Annotated in this window: 15 protein-coding genes; 13 read left to right on the plus strand and 2 right to left on the minus strand. The window is 34.4% G+C overall.

Features of this window, described 5'->3' with window-relative positions; translation table 11 throughout:
- Window positions 1-141: 141 nt before the first annotated feature.
- The 4 genes from ES676_RS04470 to ES676_RS04485 all read left to right on the plus strand — a co-directional run bounded on the left by ES676_RS04470 (window position 142) and on the right by ES676_RS04485 (window position 7,643).
- Complete coding sequence (locus ES676_RS04470) at window positions 142-4,530, plus strand: translocation/assembly module TamB domain-containing protein (protein ID WP_246130302.1); 4,389 nt, start codon at window positions 142-144, stop codon at window positions 4,528-4,530.
- Between the two features lie 167 nt (window positions 4,531-4,697).
- Window positions 4,698-5,684 carry a 6-phosphofructokinase gene (pfkA, locus tag ES676_RS04475; protein ID WP_148368843.1) on the plus strand — a complete coding sequence of 329 codons (987 nt, stop codon included), beginning with the start codon at window positions 4,698-4,700 and terminating at the stop codon, window positions 5,682-5,684.
- Window positions 5,685-5,696: 12 nt separating this feature from the next.
- A complete protein-coding gene (gene gap / locus ES676_RS04480; protein WP_148368844.1) occupies window positions 5,697-6,698 on the plus strand; it encodes a type I glyceraldehyde-3-phosphate dehydrogenase in 1,002 nt (333 codons plus the stop codon).
- Window positions 6,699-6,785: 87 nt separating this feature from the next.
- On the plus strand, window positions 6,786-7,643 hold the full coding sequence (locus ES676_RS04485) for an N-acetylglucosamine kinase (RefSeq protein WP_148368845.1): 858 nt from the start codon (window positions 6,786-6,788) through the stop codon (window positions 7,641-7,643).
- Window positions 7,644-7,650: 7 nt separating this feature from the next.
- Here ES676_RS04485 and ES676_RS04490 read toward each other — a convergent pair whose 3' ends face one another.
- Together ES676_RS04490 and ES676_RS04495 are read right to left on the minus strand one after the other, a co-directional pair.
- Window positions 7,651-8,031, minus strand: a complete 381-nt coding sequence (locus ES676_RS04490; RefSeq protein ID WP_148368846.1) for a Rid family detoxifying hydrolase — start codon at window positions 8,029-8,031, stop codon at window positions 7,651-7,653.
- A 68-nt stretch (window positions 8,032-8,099) separates the two neighbouring features.
- Window positions 8,100-10,874, minus strand: coding sequence for a putative LPS assembly protein LptD (locus tag ES676_RS04495; protein WP_148368847.1), 2,775 nt, complete (start codon window positions 10,872-10,874; stop codon window positions 8,100-8,102).
- An 87-nt stretch (window positions 10,875-10,961) separates the two neighbouring features.
- Here ES676_RS04495 and ES676_RS04500 point away from each other — a divergent pair, with 87 nt between their 5' ends.
- From ES676_RS04500 to ES676_RS04540, 9 genes are all read left to right on the plus strand, one after another.
- On the plus strand, window positions 10,962-12,077 hold the full coding sequence (locus ES676_RS04500) for an N-acetylmuramoyl-L-alanine amidase family protein (protein WP_148368848.1): 1,116 nt from the start codon (window positions 10,962-10,964) through the stop codon (window positions 12,075-12,077).
- A 58-nt stretch (window positions 12,078-12,135) separates the two neighbouring features.
- Window positions 12,136-13,080: an MlaD family protein gene (locus tag ES676_RS04505; protein WP_246130303.1), complete on the plus strand. Its 945-nt coding sequence runs from the start codon at window positions 12,136-12,138 to the stop codon at window positions 13,078-13,080.
- Window positions 13,081-13,114: 34 nt separating this feature from the next.
- Window positions 13,115-14,422 carry a (Fe-S)-binding protein gene (locus ES676_RS04510; RefSeq protein WP_148368849.1) on the plus strand — a complete coding sequence of 436 codons (1,308 nt, stop codon included), beginning with the start codon at window positions 13,115-13,117 and terminating at the stop codon, window positions 14,420-14,422.
- Between the two features lie 91 nt (window positions 14,423-14,513).
- On the plus strand, window positions 14,514-14,867 hold the full coding sequence (locus tag ES676_RS04515; RefSeq protein WP_246130304.1) for a hypothetical protein: 354 nt from the start codon (window positions 14,514-14,516) through the stop codon (window positions 14,865-14,867).
- A complete protein-coding gene (locus ES676_RS04520) occupies window positions 14,867-15,307 on the plus strand; it encodes an LNS2 domain-containing protein (RefSeq protein WP_148369193.1) in 441 nt (146 codons plus the stop codon). The genes ES676_RS04515 and ES676_RS04520 overlap by 1 nt, the downstream gene beginning before the upstream one ends.
- Window positions 15,308-15,365: 58 nt before the next feature.
- Window positions 15,366-16,157, plus strand: coding sequence for a (Fe-S)-binding protein (locus ES676_RS04525; RefSeq protein ID WP_148368850.1), 792 nt, complete (start codon window positions 15,366-15,368; stop codon window positions 16,155-16,157).
- Between the two features lies 1 nt (window position 16,158).
- Complete coding sequence (locus tag ES676_RS04530) at window positions 16,159-16,362, plus strand: hypothetical protein (RefSeq protein WP_148368851.1); 204 nt, start codon at window positions 16,159-16,161, stop codon at window positions 16,360-16,362.
- Window positions 16,363-16,394: 32 nt separating this feature from the next.
- Entirely contained in the window at window positions 16,395-16,880 is a 486-nt protein-coding gene (locus tag ES676_RS04535) for an ABC transporter ATPase (RefSeq protein ID WP_148368852.1), read from the plus strand.
- A gap of 151 nt (window positions 16,881-17,031) precedes the next feature.
- Window positions 17,032-19,989: a glycoside hydrolase family 3 N-terminal domain-containing protein gene (locus ES676_RS04540; protein WP_148368853.1), complete on the plus strand. Its 2,958-nt coding sequence runs from the start codon at window positions 17,032-17,034 to the stop codon at window positions 19,987-19,989.
- Window positions 19,990-19,999 lie beyond the last annotated feature (10 nt).

Consider the following 19,999-nt stretch of genomic DNA (forward strand, 5'->3'; position numbering starts at 1 on the left):
TTATTGTTAATTTTGAAAACTAAATCATCCAAACAAGATGCTTTAGCGTAATACAAAGGTAATTTATTCTATAGAATTTTATAATTTAAAATTAGTATCAAAAAATTTCTAAAAATAGTAGGAAAACTAATAGCAACTCTAGTGCTATTATTCATCATTTTGGTGCTGTTTCTGTCTATTCCTGCTATTCAAACCCAATTAGGAAGTTATGCTACCAAACGCCTTAACGACGATTTTAAAACCAACATAAACATTGGTAAAATTGGACTTCAGTTTAATGGCGATGTAGAACTTAAAGAAATTTTAATTCGCGATTATAAAAAAGATACTTTAATTAGTACTTCAGAAATTAATACTTCCATTTTAAGTTTTAGAAATCTTATTAATGGTCGACTTAATTTTGGAGATATTGGTTTAGAAAATTTAATTTTTAATATTAAAACCTATAAAGGAGAAGAGAAAACAAATTTAGATGTTTTTGTTGCACGTTTTGACGATGACAACCCGAGAACCAAAAGCAGTTTTTTAATGTCTTCCAGCGATGTGTCTATCTATAACGGTACATTTCGGTTTTTAGATGAGAATAAAGACACCGAAAAAATATTAGAATTTAATAACCTAGATATTAATGCAACTAATTTTTTAATAAACGGAAGTGATGTTAGTGCGCGAATAAACACTTTAGGTTTTGTAGATAGTCGTGGTTTGGTGATGAAAAATATGTCGACCAATTTTAAATACACGTTAACCGAAATGGTTTTTGATGATTTAGAAATTGAAACCCAACATTCTATTTTAAATGGCGATTTACGCTTCGATTATGATCGCTCGGATTTTTCCTCGTTTGCCGATAAAGTAAAGATTACCGCAAATTTTAAAGATTCGGATATTGCTTTAAATGAGTTAAACACGTTTTACAATGAATTTGGAGATAACCAACACGCGGTATTTAGCACCAAATTTTCTGGAACTTTAAACGATTTAACGGCTACCGATTTGCGTTTAAAAACAAGTAGAAGCAGTAAAATTTATGGCGATTTAAACTTTAAGAACTTGTTTAATAGCGATGAAAACAATTTTTCTATGACGGGCGATTTTACCAATCTTACATCTACCTATAGAGATTTAAAAGCTTTGTTGCCTAATGTTTTAGGCGCTTCTCTTCCCACTATTTTCGATAAGTTAGGTGTATTTGTTATTACTGGTAAAACGAATATTACACCTACTATTATTAACGCCCAATTAAATATTACGACCGATTTAGGTTTTATAAAATCGAATTTAAAAATTGCTAATGTAAATAATATTGATGCTGCAAAATATAAAGGAAACATTATTTTTGATGAATTTAAAATAGGTGCGTTTTTAGATGATAAAAATTTAGGTAATATCTCCTCTAATTTGGATGTTGACGGTGTTGGGTTTAAAAAAGATAACCTTAAGTCGCGTTTAAAGGGAGATATCTATGCTTTAGACTACAATAAATACACCTATCAAAACATTGCGGTCGATGGTAAATATGAAAAGAATGTATTTAATGGTAAATTAATTTCGAAAGATAAAAACCTAAAGTTAGAGTTTAACGGATTGGCAAATTTGTCTAAAAAAATTAAAACATTCGACTTTGTGGCAATGGTAGATTATGCCAATTTAAGTGCCCTAAATCTGTATACTAAAGACGAAAAATCTATATTTTCTGGTACTGTAGATATAAAAATGAAAGGCACCACCTTAGACGATGCCGTGGGAGATATTTTATTTAACAAAACCACCTATAAAAATGAAGTTGAAGATTATTACTTTGAAGATTTTGCCATCAGTTCTCGTTTTGTAGACGAAAAACGTTACATCCGTGTAAATTCTCCAGATATTATTGAAGGATCATTGAGCGGTGTTTTTAAATTAAGTGATATCGATAACTTATTCGAAAATTCTATTAAAAGTATTTATACAAGTACACCTCCAAATATTATTAAAACAAAACAATACATAGATTTTAATTTTAAAATCTATAATAAAATTGTAGAAGTGTTTTATCCAGAGTTAAACTTGGGGACAAATACCTTTATAAAAGGTCGGGTAGAAAATGATGAGAAAGAGTTTAAATTTACTTTTAAATCGCCTAAAATATCAATATTAGATTATTTTGCCAGCGATATTGAAGTGCAAGTCGATAATAAAAACCCCCTATTTAATACCTATATAGAAATAGATAGTTTAAACACCAAATTCTATAATGTTTCAAAGTTTAATTTAATTAACGTGACGCTCAACGACACGCTTTTTATGAGAACCGAGTTTAAGGGAGGGACGAGAAATGATGACAAATTCGATTTAAGTTTTTACCATACTATTAATGAGAAGGATAACTCGGTAGTTGGTTTTAAAAAGAGTGCTGTTGTATTTAAAAACAATAGTTGGAACATAAATGAAAAAGGTAATAGCCTTAATAAAATAGAATTTAATAACGGGTTTAAAAACATTAAAATCGAAGAATTGGTGATGAACCATTTCAATGAAGAAATTAAACTTTCGGGTGTTTTAAGAGATTCGACCTATAAGGATTTAAAATTGAATTTTAAAGACGTCGATTTACAAAAAATCACCCCACGAATAGATAGTTTATCACTGGCAGGTACCGTAAATGGGAAGTTAGATTTGCTTCAAAAGGATGGTGTCTATTTGCCGAATTCTACAATTACTATAGGCGATTTAGAAATAAACAGACAGTATTTAGGCTCTTTTGATGCTAAAATCACCGGAAATAACTCATTAACCAATTATAAAGTAAACGCGAAAATTAAAGACGATGTTTCTAACTCTTTTGAAGCCATTGGAGATATCGATTTTTCGGGCGAGAATTCGCAAATCAATTTAGAGTTGCTTTTTAATAAATTCAGTTTAAATCTTTTATCCCCACTTTTAGAGCCTGTATTGTATAATGTAAGAGGAGATATGTCTGGTAAAGCTACCGTGACTGGAAATTTAAAACAGCCTAGTTTTAATGGTGATGTCACCGTTAGTAATGGTGGTTTAGGGATTTCAGAATTGAATGTAGATTTCGATTTTAAAAACACAGCGTCTGTTACCTTAAAAGATCAAAGTTTTGTATTTAATACGGTAAAAATTTCTGATACAGAATACCAAACAAAAGGGATTATAGATGGTACGTTGAGCCATACAAATTTTTCGAAATGGAAATTAGACTTAACCTTAAGTACCGACCGACTTTTAATTCTTAATACCAAATACACCGAAGAATCGTTGTATTACGGTACTGGTTTTATTGGTGGTTATGCTGAAATTAAAGGCCCTACCGAAGCACTTCGTATTAGCGCGGTCGCAGAAACTAAAAAAGGAACAGAGTTTTATATCCCGCTTAACGATTTAGAGTCTTTTGGAGATAACTCGTTTATTCATTTTTTAACGCCCGAAGAAAAGATTGAAAAACAAAAAGGGAATGTCGTTAAAGCTAAAAAAGTAACGGGTTTAGAGTTAGATTTTGAGCTCGATGTTACTAATGATGCCTTAATAGAAATTGTAATGGACAGACAAACGGGGAGTTCTATTAGAGGTCGAGGCGTAGGGAGTTTACTGTTTAATATTAATACCAACGGAAAATTTAATATGTATGGCGATTTCGTGGTTTGGGAAGGATCTTACAACTTCTTATTTGGCGGATTTGTACAAAAAGAGTTCACTGTAAAACCCTACGAAAGTTCGTTACAATGGAATGGCGACCCGCTAAACGCGCAGATAAATATTAAAGCGATTTATAAAACAAGAACGAATCCTTCGGCGTTATTAGATAATCCTATTTCTCAAACTATTCCAGTCGATTTAGAGATTAATTTAACCGGAGAATTAGAAAAGCCAGAACCCAATTTTGAGTTTGAGTTTCCTAACGTGAGCTCAACTTTAAAGTCAGAATTAAGTTACCGATTAGAGTCTAAAGAAGATAAAGACAATCAGGCGTTATATTTGTTGGCAACGGGTAGTTTTAACAGACAATTTAAAGATTTTAATGTCACCGGAACCTTAACCGAGCGTTTAAACGGATTGGTTAATGGCTTTTTCTCAGATAGTGATAGTAAAATAAACATTGGTTTAAATTACGAAGCAGGCCAAACCAGCCCCGATTATCAGTCGGATGATCGTCTGGGGGTAACGCTACAAACTAAAATCACCGATCGCGTACTTATTAACGGTAAAGTGGGGGTGCCAGTTGGTGGCGCTTCAGAATCGGTTATTGCTGGAGATGTGCAAATCGATTTCCTTTTAAATGCCGATGGAACGCTTACTGCTACCGTATTTAATAGAGAAAATAGTATTCGTAACTTTGGTGAAGAAATAGGCTATACGCAAGGTTTAGGAGTCTCTTACTCTGTGGATTTTGATACTTTTGGCGAGCTTATTCGAAAAGTCTTCGCTAAAAAAGAAGAAGAGGCTATAATTGAAGAGGATGAAGAAAACTTGGAAGCTAAAACGGCGCCACTTCCCGAAGGAATGGGAATGAAAAAGAAAGAATAACTGCCTTTAGTTTCTATAGAATACAAACAGGGTCTTACTACTATTCATACTTTTATACTTTCTTTTTTAAAGTGTTCGATTTTTATAAAAACCTTTCATAAATTTCACTTAAACACTACGCTATATAGATTTTCTTTATTAGATTTACTATTCACAATACGACATAGATGACTAATAAAATAAAGAAAATCGCGGTGCTTACTTCTGGTGGAGATGCTCCTGGAATGAATGCGGCTATTCGTTCTGTAGTAAGAACCTGTGCTTTTTATAATGTGGAATGCGCTGGCATTTACCGTGGTTTTCAAGGATTAATTGAGGGCGATTTTAAGGCGTTTAATGCTCGAAGTGTAAAAGATATCATCAACAAGGGCGGTACAATTTTAAAAACAGCGCGCTCTAAAGAATTTAGGACTCCTGAAGGACGACAAAAAGCCTATAACGCACTTAAGGAAGCTCATATTGATGCATTGGTGATTATTGGTGGAGACGGTAGCTTTACGGGAGCACTTCAATTTAATAAAGAGTTTAACTTCCCAGTAATGGGTATTCCTGGAACTATAGATAATGATATTTTTGGTACTACGCATACATTGGGTTACGATACAGCACTAAATACAGTGGTGGAAGCGATCGATAAAATTCGTGATACGGCAAGTTCTCATAATCGCTTGTTTTTTGTTGAAGTAATGGGGAGAGATGTGGGGCATCTCGCTTTAAACGCGGGGGTTGGAGCAGGAGCAGAAGAGATTTTAATTCCTGAAGAAAATATAGGTTTAGACCGCTTATTAGACTCCTTAATACGCAGTAAGAAATCTGGGAAATCGTCTAGTATTGTAGTCGTTGCTGAAGGTGATAAAATAGGAAAAACCGTTTTCGAACTTAAAGACTACGTTGAAGAACATATGGAAGAGTACGAAGTGCGAGTGTCTGTTTTAGGACATATGCAGCGTGGTGGTTCGCCATCTTGTTTCGATCGCGTTTTGGCGAGTAGAATGGGAGTGAAGGCGGTAGAAACCCTTTTAGAAGGGCAAACGAATTTTATGGTGGGCTTACTAAATGATAAAATTCAATTAACGCCTTTGGAGAATGCGGTAAAAGGAAAGTCTGAAATAAATAAAGAATTAATGCGTGTGTCAGATATTATGACCACTTAAAAGAAATTATATATGTCGAAATTAAAATTAGGAATTAACGGTTTTGGAAGAATAGGTCGTGTGGTATTTAGAGCGACTATGAAACGAGAAGATGTGGAAGTCGTTGCTATCAACGATTTATTAGATGTTAATCATTTAGCGTATTTATTAAAGTACGACTCGGTTCACGGTCGTTTTGACGGGACTATCGAAGTGAAAGACGGTCATTTAATTGTAGACGGAAAAACAATAAGAACAACCGCTGAAAGAGATCCTAAAAACTTAAAATGGAATGAGGTAAATGTCGATGTTGTTGCTGAATGTACCGGTCTATTTAAATCACACGAAAAGGCAAATTATCATATTATAGCAGGGGCAAAAAAAGTAGTGGTTTCTGCACCTAGTAGCGATGTGCCAATGTTTGTAATGGGCGTTAATGATCAAGATATAAAAGCAACAGATACTATTATTTCTAATGCGTCGTGTACTACAAATTGCCTAGCGCCACTAGCAAAAGTGATGGAAGATAATTTCGGGATTGAAGAAGGTTTAATGACGACTATACACTCCGCAACCTCTACACAATTCACCGTCGATTCACCATCAAAGAAAAATTACAGATTGGGTCGCTCCGCTTTAAATAATATTATCCCTACATCAACGGGGGCAGCGGTGGCTGTTGGTAAAGTAATCCCGACGTTAGATGGAAAATTAACAGGAATGGCGTTTCGCGTACCAACAGTAGATGTTTCTGTTGTAGATTTAACTTTGCGAACAAAAAAAGCAACGTCGCTTAAAGAAATTAAAGCGGTCTTTAAAAAAGCGGCCGAGGGGTCCTTAAAAGGAATTGTGGGCTATACTGAAGATGCCGTAGTGTCACAAGATTTTGTGGGAGAAGCTAGAACCTCTGTTTTTGATGCCGATTCTGCTATCGAATTAAATCCCAATTTCTTTAAATTAGTGGCGTGGTACGATAATGAGTTTGGATATTCTAACAAATTAGTAGATTTAGCTGTAAAGGTTCACAGTTTATAAAAGATTTCAGTTATTTTTGAATACCATTTTAAAATGATCTAGGCATACCATCTAGATCATTTTTATTTTTAATATTTTATAACGCTTATGATTTTAATTGCCGATAGCGGATCGACTAAATGTGACTGGATTGCCGTAGATAAAACAGGAGTTTTACCAGTGCAAAAAATAAGAACCAAAGGGCTAAATCCAGCGATTTTAAATGCGGAAAATCTTCAAGGAATACTTAATAACTCCGAAGCTTTAAAGGCTTTACAGCGCACTGTTACAGAAATCTATTTTTACGGTGCAGGTTGCGGTACAGCCATTCCTAAAGCGCTATTAAAAGCTGTTTTAGAAGCGGTATATATAAAAGCGACTGTTAGTGTTAATGAAGACACAATGGCTGCTGTTTACGCTACAATTACAACTAAAAATGAAGCGGGTATCGTTTGTATTTTAGGAACGGGATCCAATTGTAGTTTTTTTGATGGCAATAGTGTGCACCAAAAAATAGCGTCGTTGGGTTATACCCTAATGGACGATGCGTCTGGTAATTATTATGGTAAGCAATTATTGCGCGATTACTATTTTAATAGTATGCCCGAAGAATTAAAAGAGGTGTTTAAAAACACCTACGATATCACACCAGATACAATTAAATTTAATCTTTATAAACAACCAAATCCAAATGCTTATTTGGCAGATTTTGCGGAGTTTATGGTTAATAATAAAAGCACTGACTACTGCAATAACCTTATTATAAAAGGAATGCGTTTGTTCGCTGAAACTATGGTTTTACAATACAAGGAAGAACTAAAAATATATCCTGTACATTTTGCGGGCTCGTTAGCTTATTATTGCCAAGATGAAATACAAATAGTCGCCAAAGAATTTGGTTTTAAAACAGGCCGCTTTGTAAAGCGACCTATCGAAGGGTTGGTGGCGTATCATACTAAGAAATAATTACATATTATTTCACGGCAATCATACTAATTTCAACATTTACATATTTTGGTAAATTTGCAACTTCTACAGTTTCACGCGCAGGAGCCGTTTCTTCATTAAAATAAGCACCGTAAACGTCGTTTATTTTAGAGAAATTGCCCATATCGCTAACAAAGATCGAAGCTTTAATAACGTTTTCGAAAGTCATATCGGCAGCAGCTAAGACAGCTTTCATATTTTGCATTACTTGTTCTGTTTCCGCTACAATATCACTAATAATAAGCGCGCCGGTTTTAGGATCGAGTGCTATTTGTCCGGAAGTATATAAAGTGTTTCCGGTTAAAATAGCTTGATTATACGGTCCAATTGGAGCAGGCGCATCCGTTGTATTAATTATTTTTTTCATTGTAATAAAGAGTTTCAGATTAAATTAATAATTATAAAAAGAGCAGGTCAGTAAAAGGATAAATACGACTACAAACGGTCGTCTGGTTGTCTTCTTTTTTCATATTTAATATCCTGCAAAATATTAGATTTTATACCTATAAAGAAGTTCCAAGAGGTTCTTGCACTAAAGGGTATCCAACTAAAATTCATTTTCCAACTCAATAAATCTCTTTGAAAACGTAACTGTGTGTAAGAGAACCCCTGGTTTTTAAAATCGTATCCAGAAGAGGCTCCAATCGTCCAACGTGGTGCTATTTCTAGATCCCCAGAAAACATTAATGAATGAGACGAGATTTCGTTTTGTCTTGCATTATTACTGTAGTTAACGGCGTAGGCTAAGCGTACATTCCACGGAATTGAAAAATTATATAATTTACCCGGTGTTTCTTCTTCCTCTTCGTCATCGTCCTCATCGTAGGCATTAAATTGGTCGTCTGCAAAATCTTGGGAACGTCCAAATAAATCATCGTCACGACCACCACTTTGTAGGGTTTCATTACGGCTACTATCGCTGGTGTCATCTCCTTTACCATCGCTACTAAAACTATATCCCATAGTTAAGTTAGCGCTAGTCATTCTAAATAGACTCCCACCGTTATTAACGTTAAATTTATCTATTTTTTTGTTGTTATTATCTAAAGCATAAGGATCTAAAATGGCACCAAAATTAATATTCATTTTATTATTGAATATTTGAGTTCCTCCGGTTACTCTTACAGGATCCCACCTTAAAGAATCACCGGCTAAATTGTAAGATGTAGAAAAATTTAAATTATTTAATATAATTATCTTTTTAGCCTCTACTTGTGTGGTATCTCTATCGCGCACTTTTGCTTCAAGATTATTGGATAAATCGAAACCGACGCTACTTCTATACGTTTTATTAGGAGCGCCATATAAGGTGTTTTGAAAACGAGAATATTCTACTTCATCTAGCGTGGTACCGTCCGCATCAATTACTTCATAGGTGTCATAATACTTATCGAAAGATGGGTTGATGTTATAACTAACAGAGGGTCTCATAACATGGCGAATAGCTTGTATTGATTTTCCTTCGTTATTCTTATCAAAATTAAATAAACCGTAAATAGTGGTACCAACACTTGTATTAAAATTATAAGTACGGTAGGCATCAAAACCATTATTTTCGGTAATAACCACCTCTTCTTCTAAGGGGTCGTAGCTACGCTCGAAGCTTTTAAAGGTCCAGTTTTCTTCAAAGTTGCTTCCTGCGGTAACGCTAAAATGTTTAAAAACCTTAAAGTTGGTACTTAACGGAATCGAGTGTTTCAATCCTATTTTAGCCTCATCAAACATCTCCTTTTTAAAGAATAAAGTGTCTGTTGTTCTAATTCTGTTTTCCCCTCTTAGATTATATTGAAAGTTAATGTTTTTTATAATTCCTTTTTTAGTGCCATCGGAAGGCGCAAAGGGATAAATTCTTCCTACACTTCCTTGAAAGGTTGGAAGTGTCATATTGATTTCTTGAGTTTGCGTATTTTGAGAATGTGTTGCAGTGACACTTGTATTTACTTGCGGCTCACCTTTAAACGTTTTAGAGTAAGAAACGGAAGATGACAACGTGTTGTTTAAATAACTAGCTGCATTTACTTGGTTAACCGATTCTTGATAATATTGACTACTCCCTAAGTTTACAGAGGCCGAAAAACGAGAACTTGGGTTCGCCTTGGCATCTTGTACATGCGACCACCGTAAGTTATAAATTGTATTCTTAGAATAGTCAGGAAACCCACGTTCACTATTGATAATATTTTCGTATCGAAACCCAAAATTACCACTAAAATTATAACGTTTATTGTATTTAGATTCCAAACGCAAACCATAACTACCATTGGTATAATAATCTCCTAAAGTAGCGAGGTCAAAATAATCGCTAATAGCAAAATAGTAGCCCCCATTTTGTAAAAAATACCCTCGCTCATTTTGTTCTCCAAAACTTGGAAAAATAACTCCTGAGGTTTGTTTTTTGGTTAACGGAAAATAGGCAAAAGGCATACCTATAGGCGTTGGAACATCGTAAATAAAAAGGTTTGTTAAACCAGTGACAACCTTTTTATCGGGCACTATTTTTGCTTTACGCAATAAAAAATAGTATTCGGGATCGTCTAAGTTCTTGGAGGTTGTAAACTTCCCATTACGAATAAAAAAGACCGAATCATTTTCTTTTTTTGTTAATTCGGCAATAATTGTTCCGCCGTTTTGTTCGGTTCTCGAATTCCAAATCAATGCTTTTTCTGAGTCCAGATTAAACCGAATAGAGTCGGGTTCGACAATACTTTCCCCTTGTTTAAAAATGGGTCGCTGCGTATATTCTCCTAACGAATCCTTTATGCGTCCGGCATAAACTTCATTTTTACTATAATCTATAACAATTGTTCCGGCATTAATCTGCATATCTTGATAGATAATCTCTGCTTCATTATAGAGGTATAGCTTTTCATCTTTTTGGTTAAAAGAAGTATAGTCTTTCGCTTTATAGCTTACAATGCCTTCGAGAAGGCCTTTTTTCTGTTTTGTGGAATCGGTTATAGTAGAGTCTAAAACTTTTTCGTCTATAATAAGCACTTCCTCAGAATCAGGAATCGAATCGTTATCGGCTTGCTGTGCTGCAGTTTCAGGTTTAGGGGTAATAGGTATTCCCGAACCGGGTCTATCTTGTGCAAAGCTTAACGTGTTAATAAACACTGTAAAACTTAAGGCAAAAAGTATATGAAATCTATTTGTATGCAATGCTTTTAAATGTATTTTTGCTAAAGTATGGCTCGGTTTTTGAATTCCCAAAACTACATATATTTTTTATGAATTGTTTATTATTCAATAAAATTTAAGAAACTATACTAAAAGCTTTAAAAATAGGTTACAATTTATATGCAAACGAACAGTAAAACATTTTTCGTATCTCTTATAACAATATTAACACTTTTTGTGTTCTCTACTGCTAATGCACAGCATAATAATGACACATTTGTTGTCGTGTTAGATGCTGGCCACGGGGGAAAAGATCCTGGTAAACCTTCTAAACACGGTTTTAAGGAAAAAGACATCGCGTTAAAAATTGTTTTAGCGGTAGGTAAAGAACTAGAAAAGAATAAAGATATTAAGGTCGTTTATACCAGAAAAACAGACATTTTTGTCGATTTATTTAAACGGGGTAAAATAGCCAATAAAGCGCACGCCGATTTATTTGTATCGGTACACTGTAATGCGCATACTTCTCAAGCTTACGGTTCTGAGACGTACGTTTTAGGTACACATAGAAATGACACTAATTTTAATGTAGCGAAAGCCGAGAACGAAGTAATTTTTTTAGAGGATGATTATGAAGAGAACTATGAAGGTTTCGATCCTAATTCACCAGAATCTTTTATAGGCTTAACCCTTATGCAAGAGGAATATTTAGACCAAAGTATTCAGTTAGCAAAACGTATTCAGGATAATTTCACCTATTCGTTAAAAAGAAAAAATAGAGGCGTAAAACAGGCTGGATTTATTGTATTACACCAAACGATCATGCCTAGTGTATTGGTTGAAACTGGTTTTATTACGAATACAAGCGAAGGGCGCTACTTAAACTCGTTAAAAGGTCAAATAGAGTTAGCTACCGCAATGAGTAATGCTATTGCAGATTATAAAAATGCCATCGAAAAGAATTTTGTAGATACCTATTTTATAAAAGAAGTGGACGAGGTGTCGTTAGCCATTCCAGAAAAAATAATTAACAATACTGTTTTTAAAGTGCAAATAGCCGCGAGTTCTAAAATTTTAGAACTTAAACCGTATAATTTTAAAGGACTTCAAGATGTTGCAAGAGAAAAGGAGAATAACCTTTATAAATATTTCTACGGCTATACATCCGACTATAATAAAATAAGGCTCTTGGAAACTGAAGCAAAGAAAAAAGGCTACAAATCTGGTTTTGTCGTGGCTTACAGAGATGGAAAACGTATTAGTTTAGAAAAAGCCTTAAAACAAGACAATAATTAAGAGTATTCTTTCTAAATTTATTTTATTTTTGTTTCTTACAAATTAAACTAAATTTACTTTGAAAATATCAAGAGAAGTTAAAACAGCCCTTTTAGTTATTTTAGGAATTTTATTTTTCATTTTTGGATTTAATTATCTTAAAGGAGAAAATATTTTTAAAACTAAAAATTCTTACTACACCAATTTCGAATACAATGCCTTAACCTTATCTTCCCCTATAACTATTAGAGGGAATAAAATAGGTAAAATCGACGCCATTAAATATGATTTTGAAACAGGAAAAACACGTGTTGAAATTTCTATAGACAACGATCTAAGGTTTTCAAAAGATAGTAAAATTCGTTTATATGAAACGGGTTTAATGGGTGGAAACGCATTGGCCCTTGTAGAAGGTAAAGGAAGTGAAATTGCAGAGTCTGGCGATTTTATTGCTTCTGAAGTTGAGGAAGGACTAATTACAAGTTTAACAAAAAACTTTTCAGATATTAGTACCGGCTTGGATGGCGCTCTAAAATCTGCCGATTCTTTATTAGTTAGCTTAAATACTATTGTAAACGACGATACAGATAAAGGTCTTAAAAATGCCTTAGGAGAATTTAATAGCACATTAAAATCTTTTCAAACGCTATCAGCATCTTTTAATAGATTAATAACGACCAACGAAAAGAATTTAGACGGAGCAATTACAAATTTTAATAAAATTAGTGAGGATTTATCGGTGCTTTCTGGAGGTTTAAAAGAAGTTGATATCGCTCAAACAGTAGGTAATTTAGATCAAACTTTAAATAAGGTGAATGGCTTACTAGTCGGTTTAGAAAACGGAAACGGCTCAATGGGAAAACTTCTTAAAGATGAAGATTTATATAACAATCTTGAGATCGCTTCAGAGCAATTAAGAGAGTTATTGCAAGATTTTAAACTCAATCCTAAACGTTATATTCATGTGTCTGTCTTTGGTAAAAAAGCCAAAGAGTACACAGAGCCAGAAGATCCTAGAGAATAACTAAAAGACCAATTACAACTAACTAATCATAACTATGGATTATATACCAAATATTTTATTTGCATTCGTACTAATAGCAGGTCTCGGTTATTTTGCGTTTAATGTAAGAAAACTGATTCGTAACATTAATTTAGGAAAAGCTAAAGAGGTTAACGATAATAAACCTGCACGTTGGAAAAACGTAATAATGATTGCTCTTGGGCAGAGTAAAATGGTAAAACGACCAGTATCTGGTTTCTTCCACGTTATTGTTTACGTCGGCTTTGTAATTATTAATATTGAGGTTTTAGAAATTATTATCGACGGACTATTTGGCACGCATCGTATATTCTCTAGTTTAGGAAGCGTTTATGGTGTTCTTATAGGAAGTTTTGAAGTATTAGCAGCGCTAGTTTTTATAGCTGTTGTAGTGTTTTGGATACGCCGAAATGTGATTAAGATTAAACGTTTTATGAGCGCCGAAATGAAAGGTTGGCCAAAAAGCGATGGAAATATTATTCTGTATTTCGAAATGGTTTTAATGGCATTGTTTTTAATTATGAATGCTACCGACCTCACCTTTCAACAAACGGAATCTGGTAATGTAATTAGTCAATACATTGCACCATTTTTCAGTAATTTTTCAGAGAGTGCGTTACATATCGTGGAGCGTTCTGCGTGGTGGCTGCATATTGTTGGTATATTAATATTCTTAAACTACCTCTATTTCTCTAAGCATTTACATATTTTATTAGCATTCCCAAACACCTATTACGGTAATATTAATCCAAAAGGACAGTTCGAAAATGATGCTGCCGTAACTAAAGAGGTGATGTTAATGATGGATCCAGATGCCGATCCGTTTGCAGCTCCAGCCGAAGACGCGCAAGATGAAACGCCTGCAAAATTTGGAGCGAGCGATGTGCAGGATTTAAGTTGGGTGAATTTACTAAACGCATACACGTGTACCGAATGCGGTCGTTGTACAAGCGAATGTCCTGCAAATATTACGGGTAAAAAGTTATCACCGCGTAAAATTATGATGGATACCAGAGATCGTCTGGAAGAAGTAGGGAAAAATATCGATGCTAATAAAGGTGTTTTCGTAGATGATGGAAAGCAATTATTAAACGACTATATTACGCCCGAAGAATTATGGGCGTGTACTAGTTGTAACGCTTGTACAGAGGCTTGCCCTGTAAGTATCGATCCCTTAAATATTATTATGGAAATGCGTCGTTATTTAGTAATGGAAGAATCGGCGGCACCTATGGAGCTTAATAATATGATGACCAATGTTGAAAATAACGGTGCACCTTGGCCTTACAATCAAATGGATCGATTAAACTGGAAAGACGAATAGTATTTCAATCTGAGTGAAGGATTAAAATCCGTTTTAAAAATGAGTAGATAATAATATGCAGAATGAATAACTCTTAATTTCAAAATAGAAAATGAATATATTTAAGAAGAACATAGCACCTCTAATTATACTATTCATATTCTTTGGATTAGGCAAAAGTCAAGCACAATCGTACACTGAAGATTCATTACAAATAAAAGCGTATACCGAAATAAAGTTTATAGAAAGTGTTGCAGAGCATATCACTTTAAAAAAAGTGTTTTGCGATTACTGTTCAGAATTTCAGACACAGAAAATAGGGGAAGAGGCATTACGACGTGCAGACCTCGAAAAATACGATTCCCAAAACAGATTAAAAAATGGCTATAAAAAATTAGCTGTTTATATAAGGATTTCGAAAGACGATTTCGCTTCAATTGTACCAGAGACAGAAACCGATAAATGATGAAAAGAGAAGATGCAGATCAGTTTTTACACGAGAAAGTCGCAGCTGGAGAAAAAATAAGCCCTGTATTACCTGAAGGTGTAAAAAACTATTTAATAGATATAGACGGTACCATTACAGACGATATCCCAAATGAAGAACCAGAGCGAATGGAAACGTGCTTACCCTACCTGGATGCCTTGAAAACATGCAACAAATGGTACGAACAAGGCCATATGATTTGTTTTTTTACCTCTAGACTTGAAGATCACAGAGCGGTAACAACCCAATGGTTAAATACACACGGTTTTAAATTTCATAGTTTATTAATGGGGAAACCCCGTGGTGGCAATTACCATTGGATAGATAATCATTTGGTGAAAGCGACACAATATAAAGGACAGTTTACAGATTTAATAGAGAAAAAAGTAAGAATTCAAGTCTTTAACGATAAGAAGTAAACAATTAATTATATCCGTTTTTACGGCTTAACATTTATAAAACTTAAACCTCATAGATATGAGCGAACAACTTAAAGTGCCAACAATGGCAGAATACATGGCAGAAGGTAAGCACCCAGAGGTTTTATTTTGGGTAGGATGCGCTGGAAGCTTTGACGATAGAGCAAAAAAAATAACAAAAGCGTTTGTTAGAATATTAAATAAGGCCAATGTAGAATTCGCAGTTTTAGGAACCGAAGAAAGTTGCACAGGAGATCCTGCAAAGCGTTCGGGGAACGAATTTTTATTTCAAATGCAGGCTGTTACTAATATAGAAGTAATGAATGCTTACGAAATTAAAAAAATAGTAACCGCTTGTCCGCATTGCTTTAATACTATTAAAAACGAATATCCGGGATTAGGTGGTAACTACGAAGTGGTGCACCATACCCAGTTTTTAAAAGGACTTTTGGACGACGGACGTTTAACCATTGAAGGTGGACAATTTAAAGGAAAGCGCATTACTTTTCACGATCCGTGTTACTTAGGTCGTGCCAATAATGTTTATGAAGCACCTAGAGAGTTAATTAGAAAGTTAGACGCCGAACTTGTAGAAATGAAAAGCTGCAAATCTCGTGGGTTATGTTGCGGAGCCGGTGGTGCGCAAATGTTTAAAGACGCTGAAAAAGGCGATAAAGAAATAAATATCGAACGTACCGAACAAGCTCTGGAAACGAAACCGGAAATTATTGCAGCTGGTTGTCCGTTTTGTAATACTATGATGACGGATGGCGTAAAAGGTAAAGATAAAGAAGGTGATGTTGAAGTAATGGATATTGCCGAACTTATCGCTAATGCTCAAGATTTATAAGATGGAACCAATCGATAAGAAGAAGTATTTGTATCCCGGAGCATTTGCTGGTTTAGTTTTTGCAGGTGTTATGGCGGCTTTCGATTATAACGATGATATTTTATTTTCAATTAGTAAATTTTTAATGAACTTCATCCTTTTTGGCGGTTTTATGGCAGCTATAAATTACTTTTCATTACGAAAAGCGCGTAAAAACAAAAAGTAATCTTTCACTTAAAAAAAAACGTAAACACAACAATGTTAGTAGATTTTAATACATTACCAGAGACCTCAAAAATTTGGATATACCAAGCAAATCGTTCTTTTTCTGATGTAGAACTAGAAGAAATAAAAGAGAAATTAAAAATTTTTATTTCTAATTGGGCTGCGCACGGTACCGATTTACAAGCGGGTTTCGAGATAAAGTATAAACGCTTTATCATTTTAGCGGTAGACCAAGGAGTGCAAGCAGCAACAGGTTGTAGTGTGGATAGTTCGGTGCATTTTATTCAGCAACTAGAAAAAGAATACAATGTTGATTTAATGGATAAAATGAACGTATCCTATAAACAAGGTGAATACGTTGCTTATAAAACATTAACCGATTTTAGAAAAATGGCGAAAGATAAAGCCGTCTCTAAAAAAACGATTGTTTTTAATAACTTGGTAACCAATATTGCCGAATTTAACGAGAACTGGGAAGTTCCGGCGAGCGAAAGCTGGCATAATCGCTTTTTAAAATAATATAATTACTGCTAATTTTTATTGGCAGTAATTTTTTTCTCTACTTACTAATAAAACTGTCTTAAAGTCTTTATTTAATAATAAGAAATACACTAATTTGTCGTTGTCTAAAATGTTGCGCTTCTGTAACAGCTTTATAGATTATTATTTTATGCGAAACGTATTATATTCCCTCATATTCTTTATTTTTTCTATCTCTTTATCTGCTCAACAGTCAGGTAATCCGCTTTTGGCAAAAGATGTAAATGGTCAAAAACAATGGGTCGATAGTGTGTACAATGCCTTGACTTTAAAAGAAAAGATTGGGCAATTATATATGGTTCAAGTGTTTTCTGATCAGTCAGAAGCTAATAAAAATAAAATAATCGGACTTATAAAAGACCAAAAAATAGGAGGCATTATATACTCTAAGGGAGGCCCTGTACGTCAAGCTAAATTAAACAACGTACTACAAGCAGCTTCACAAACCCCTTTACTTATTGGTATGGATGCCGAATGGGGATTAAGTATGCGATTGGATTCTACATTTTCATTTCCTTGGAATATGACTTTAGGAGCCATTAAGGATCCCAAACTTATAGAACAAACCGGTCGCCAATTAGGAGAACACAGTAAACGTTTAGGTGTTCATTTTAATTTCGCTCCTGTGGTAGATATTAATACCAATCCTAAAAATCCTATTATTGGAAATCGTTCGTTTGGAGAAGATAGAGATAACGTTACCGAAAAAGCGATGGCCTTAATGAAAGGAATGCAAAGTGTAGGTGTATTGTCTAGTGCAAAACATTTTCCTGGTCACGGCGATACGGCAAGCGACTCTCATAAAACATTACCTACAATTACCTTCAATAAAAAACGAATAGATTCTATTGAATTATATCCCTATAGAAAATTAATAAAAGAAGGGCTATCGAGTGTTATGGTTGCGCATTTAAGCGTGCCTAGTTTAGAGGCTCGTGACGGATATCCTTCATCATTGTCAAAAACTATTGTCACAGATATTTTAAAAGAAAGATTAGGGTTTAAAGGGTTGATTTTTACCGATGCGCTGACTATGAAAGGTGTTGCCGATTTTGTAAAACCTACGTTTGACGGCGTAAATTCTGGATCAGTGAATGTTGGTGGTGAAATTGATTTAGCAGCTTTTTTAGCAGGAAATGATGTAATGCTAATGTCTGAAGATGTTGAAAAAGGCATTAATAAAATTGCTGAAGCTTACGAACGCGGTGCGATAACAGATGAACGATTACAACTTTCTGTAAAAAAAATATTGCTTGCAAAATATAAAGTAGGATTAAATAAGTACGAACCTATTGGTACAGCTAATTTAGTAGAAGACTTAAATCGTATTAAAGATTACGCCCTTTACGAAACGTTGATGGAGCAAGCTATAACAGTGGCTCACGACGATAAAAAACTATTACCTCTAAGACATCTAGAAACTAAAAATATAGCGTATGTTTCTTTAGGCGATGATGATGGCACTCCATTTTACGAGGAATTAAAAAAATATGGGAAAGTACATAAAATAGAAGATAACAATTTAGATGTTTTAATTGAAAAACTTCAAAATTATAACACGGTGATTGTAGGATTTCATAAATCTAATGACAATCCTTGGAAAGGCTACGAGTTCACCAATAAAGAACTAACGTGGCTCTATGAAATAGCACGAACAAACACTGTAATTTTAAACATTTTTACGCGTCCTTATGCCTTATTAGATTTGGAATCTATAACGAATATAGAGAGCGTTGTGGTGAGTTACCAAAACAGTAAAGTGGCGCAAGAGAAATCAGCACAACTTATTTTTGGTGCCTTTCCGGCAAAAGGGACTTTACCTGTATCAGCAGGGCCGTATTTTACAGTAGGCGATGGGATTCAGAAAAATAGTTTGAATCGTTTAGCCTATACTATTCCGGAACGGGTGGGTATGAATTCAGAAAAACTTAATAAAATAGATGCTATCGCACAATATGCCATAGATCAAAAAATGACGCCTGGAATTCAACTTCTAGTGGCTAGAAAAGGAAAAGTAATTTATAATAAAAATTTTGGAAAACACACTTACGATGGTACCAAAGTTGTAGAATCAGACGATATTTATGATATCGCTTCACTTACTAAAATTGTAGCTACTTTACCTTTGTTAATGGAGTTGGAAGACCAAGGAATTGTGTCTTTAGATAGCAAGTTATCTGATATTCTACCTTATTATAAGCATTCGAATAAGAAGAATATGACTATTAAAAAAATGCTCTCCCATTATGCCCAACTAAAACCTTGGATACCTTTTTATTATGCGACTTTAGATTCGGTCACTAATAAACCATCAAGCAAATACTACAGAACATCCAGAAAGCCAGGATTTACTACGGAAATTGCACCAAATTTATTTATGCGTGACAGTTACCAAGATTCTATTCCTAAAATTATTAAAGACACCGAGTTATTAAGTCACTTACGCTACCGTTACAGCGATTTAGCGTATTATATTATTAAGCAATACATAGAAAAACATTACGACCGACCGTTAAATGAGGTTGCTCAAGATCACTTTTATAAGTCGTTAGGCGCAAATCATACTTTATATAATCCTTATAAAACCATTTCGAACACCAAAATAGCGCCAACGGAAGTAGACGATTATTACAGATTTCAAAAGGTACAAGGTTATGTTCACGATATGGGAGCGGCAATGCAAGGCGGTGTTGGCGGACACGCGGGTGTGTTTAGTAACGCCAATGATATTGCTAAAATTATGCAAATGTATTTACAAAAAGGATACTACGGCGGTGTGCGTTATTTAAAACCAGAAACTATCGATAAGTTTAATACCTGTTATTTCTGTGAGAAAAATGTAAGGAGAGGCGTTGGTTTCGACAAACCCCAATTAGGAGAAGAAGGGCCAACGTGTGGCTGTGTATCTATGACAAGCTTTGGGCATTCAGGATTTACAGGAACTTACGCTTGGGCAGATCCAGATGAAGAAATAGTTTATGTGTTTTTAGCCAATAGAACGTACCCAAGTTCGAAAGCAAAAAATATGTTGTTAAGAGAAGATATTAGAACAGACATTCAAAAAGCTATTTACGAGGCGATTAACTAGATACTAGACA

It is taken from the genome of Bizionia saleffrena (assembly GCF_008086175.1).
GTDB lineage: Bacteria > Bacteroidota > Bacteroidia > Flavobacteriales > Flavobacteriaceae > Bizionia > Bizionia saleffrena.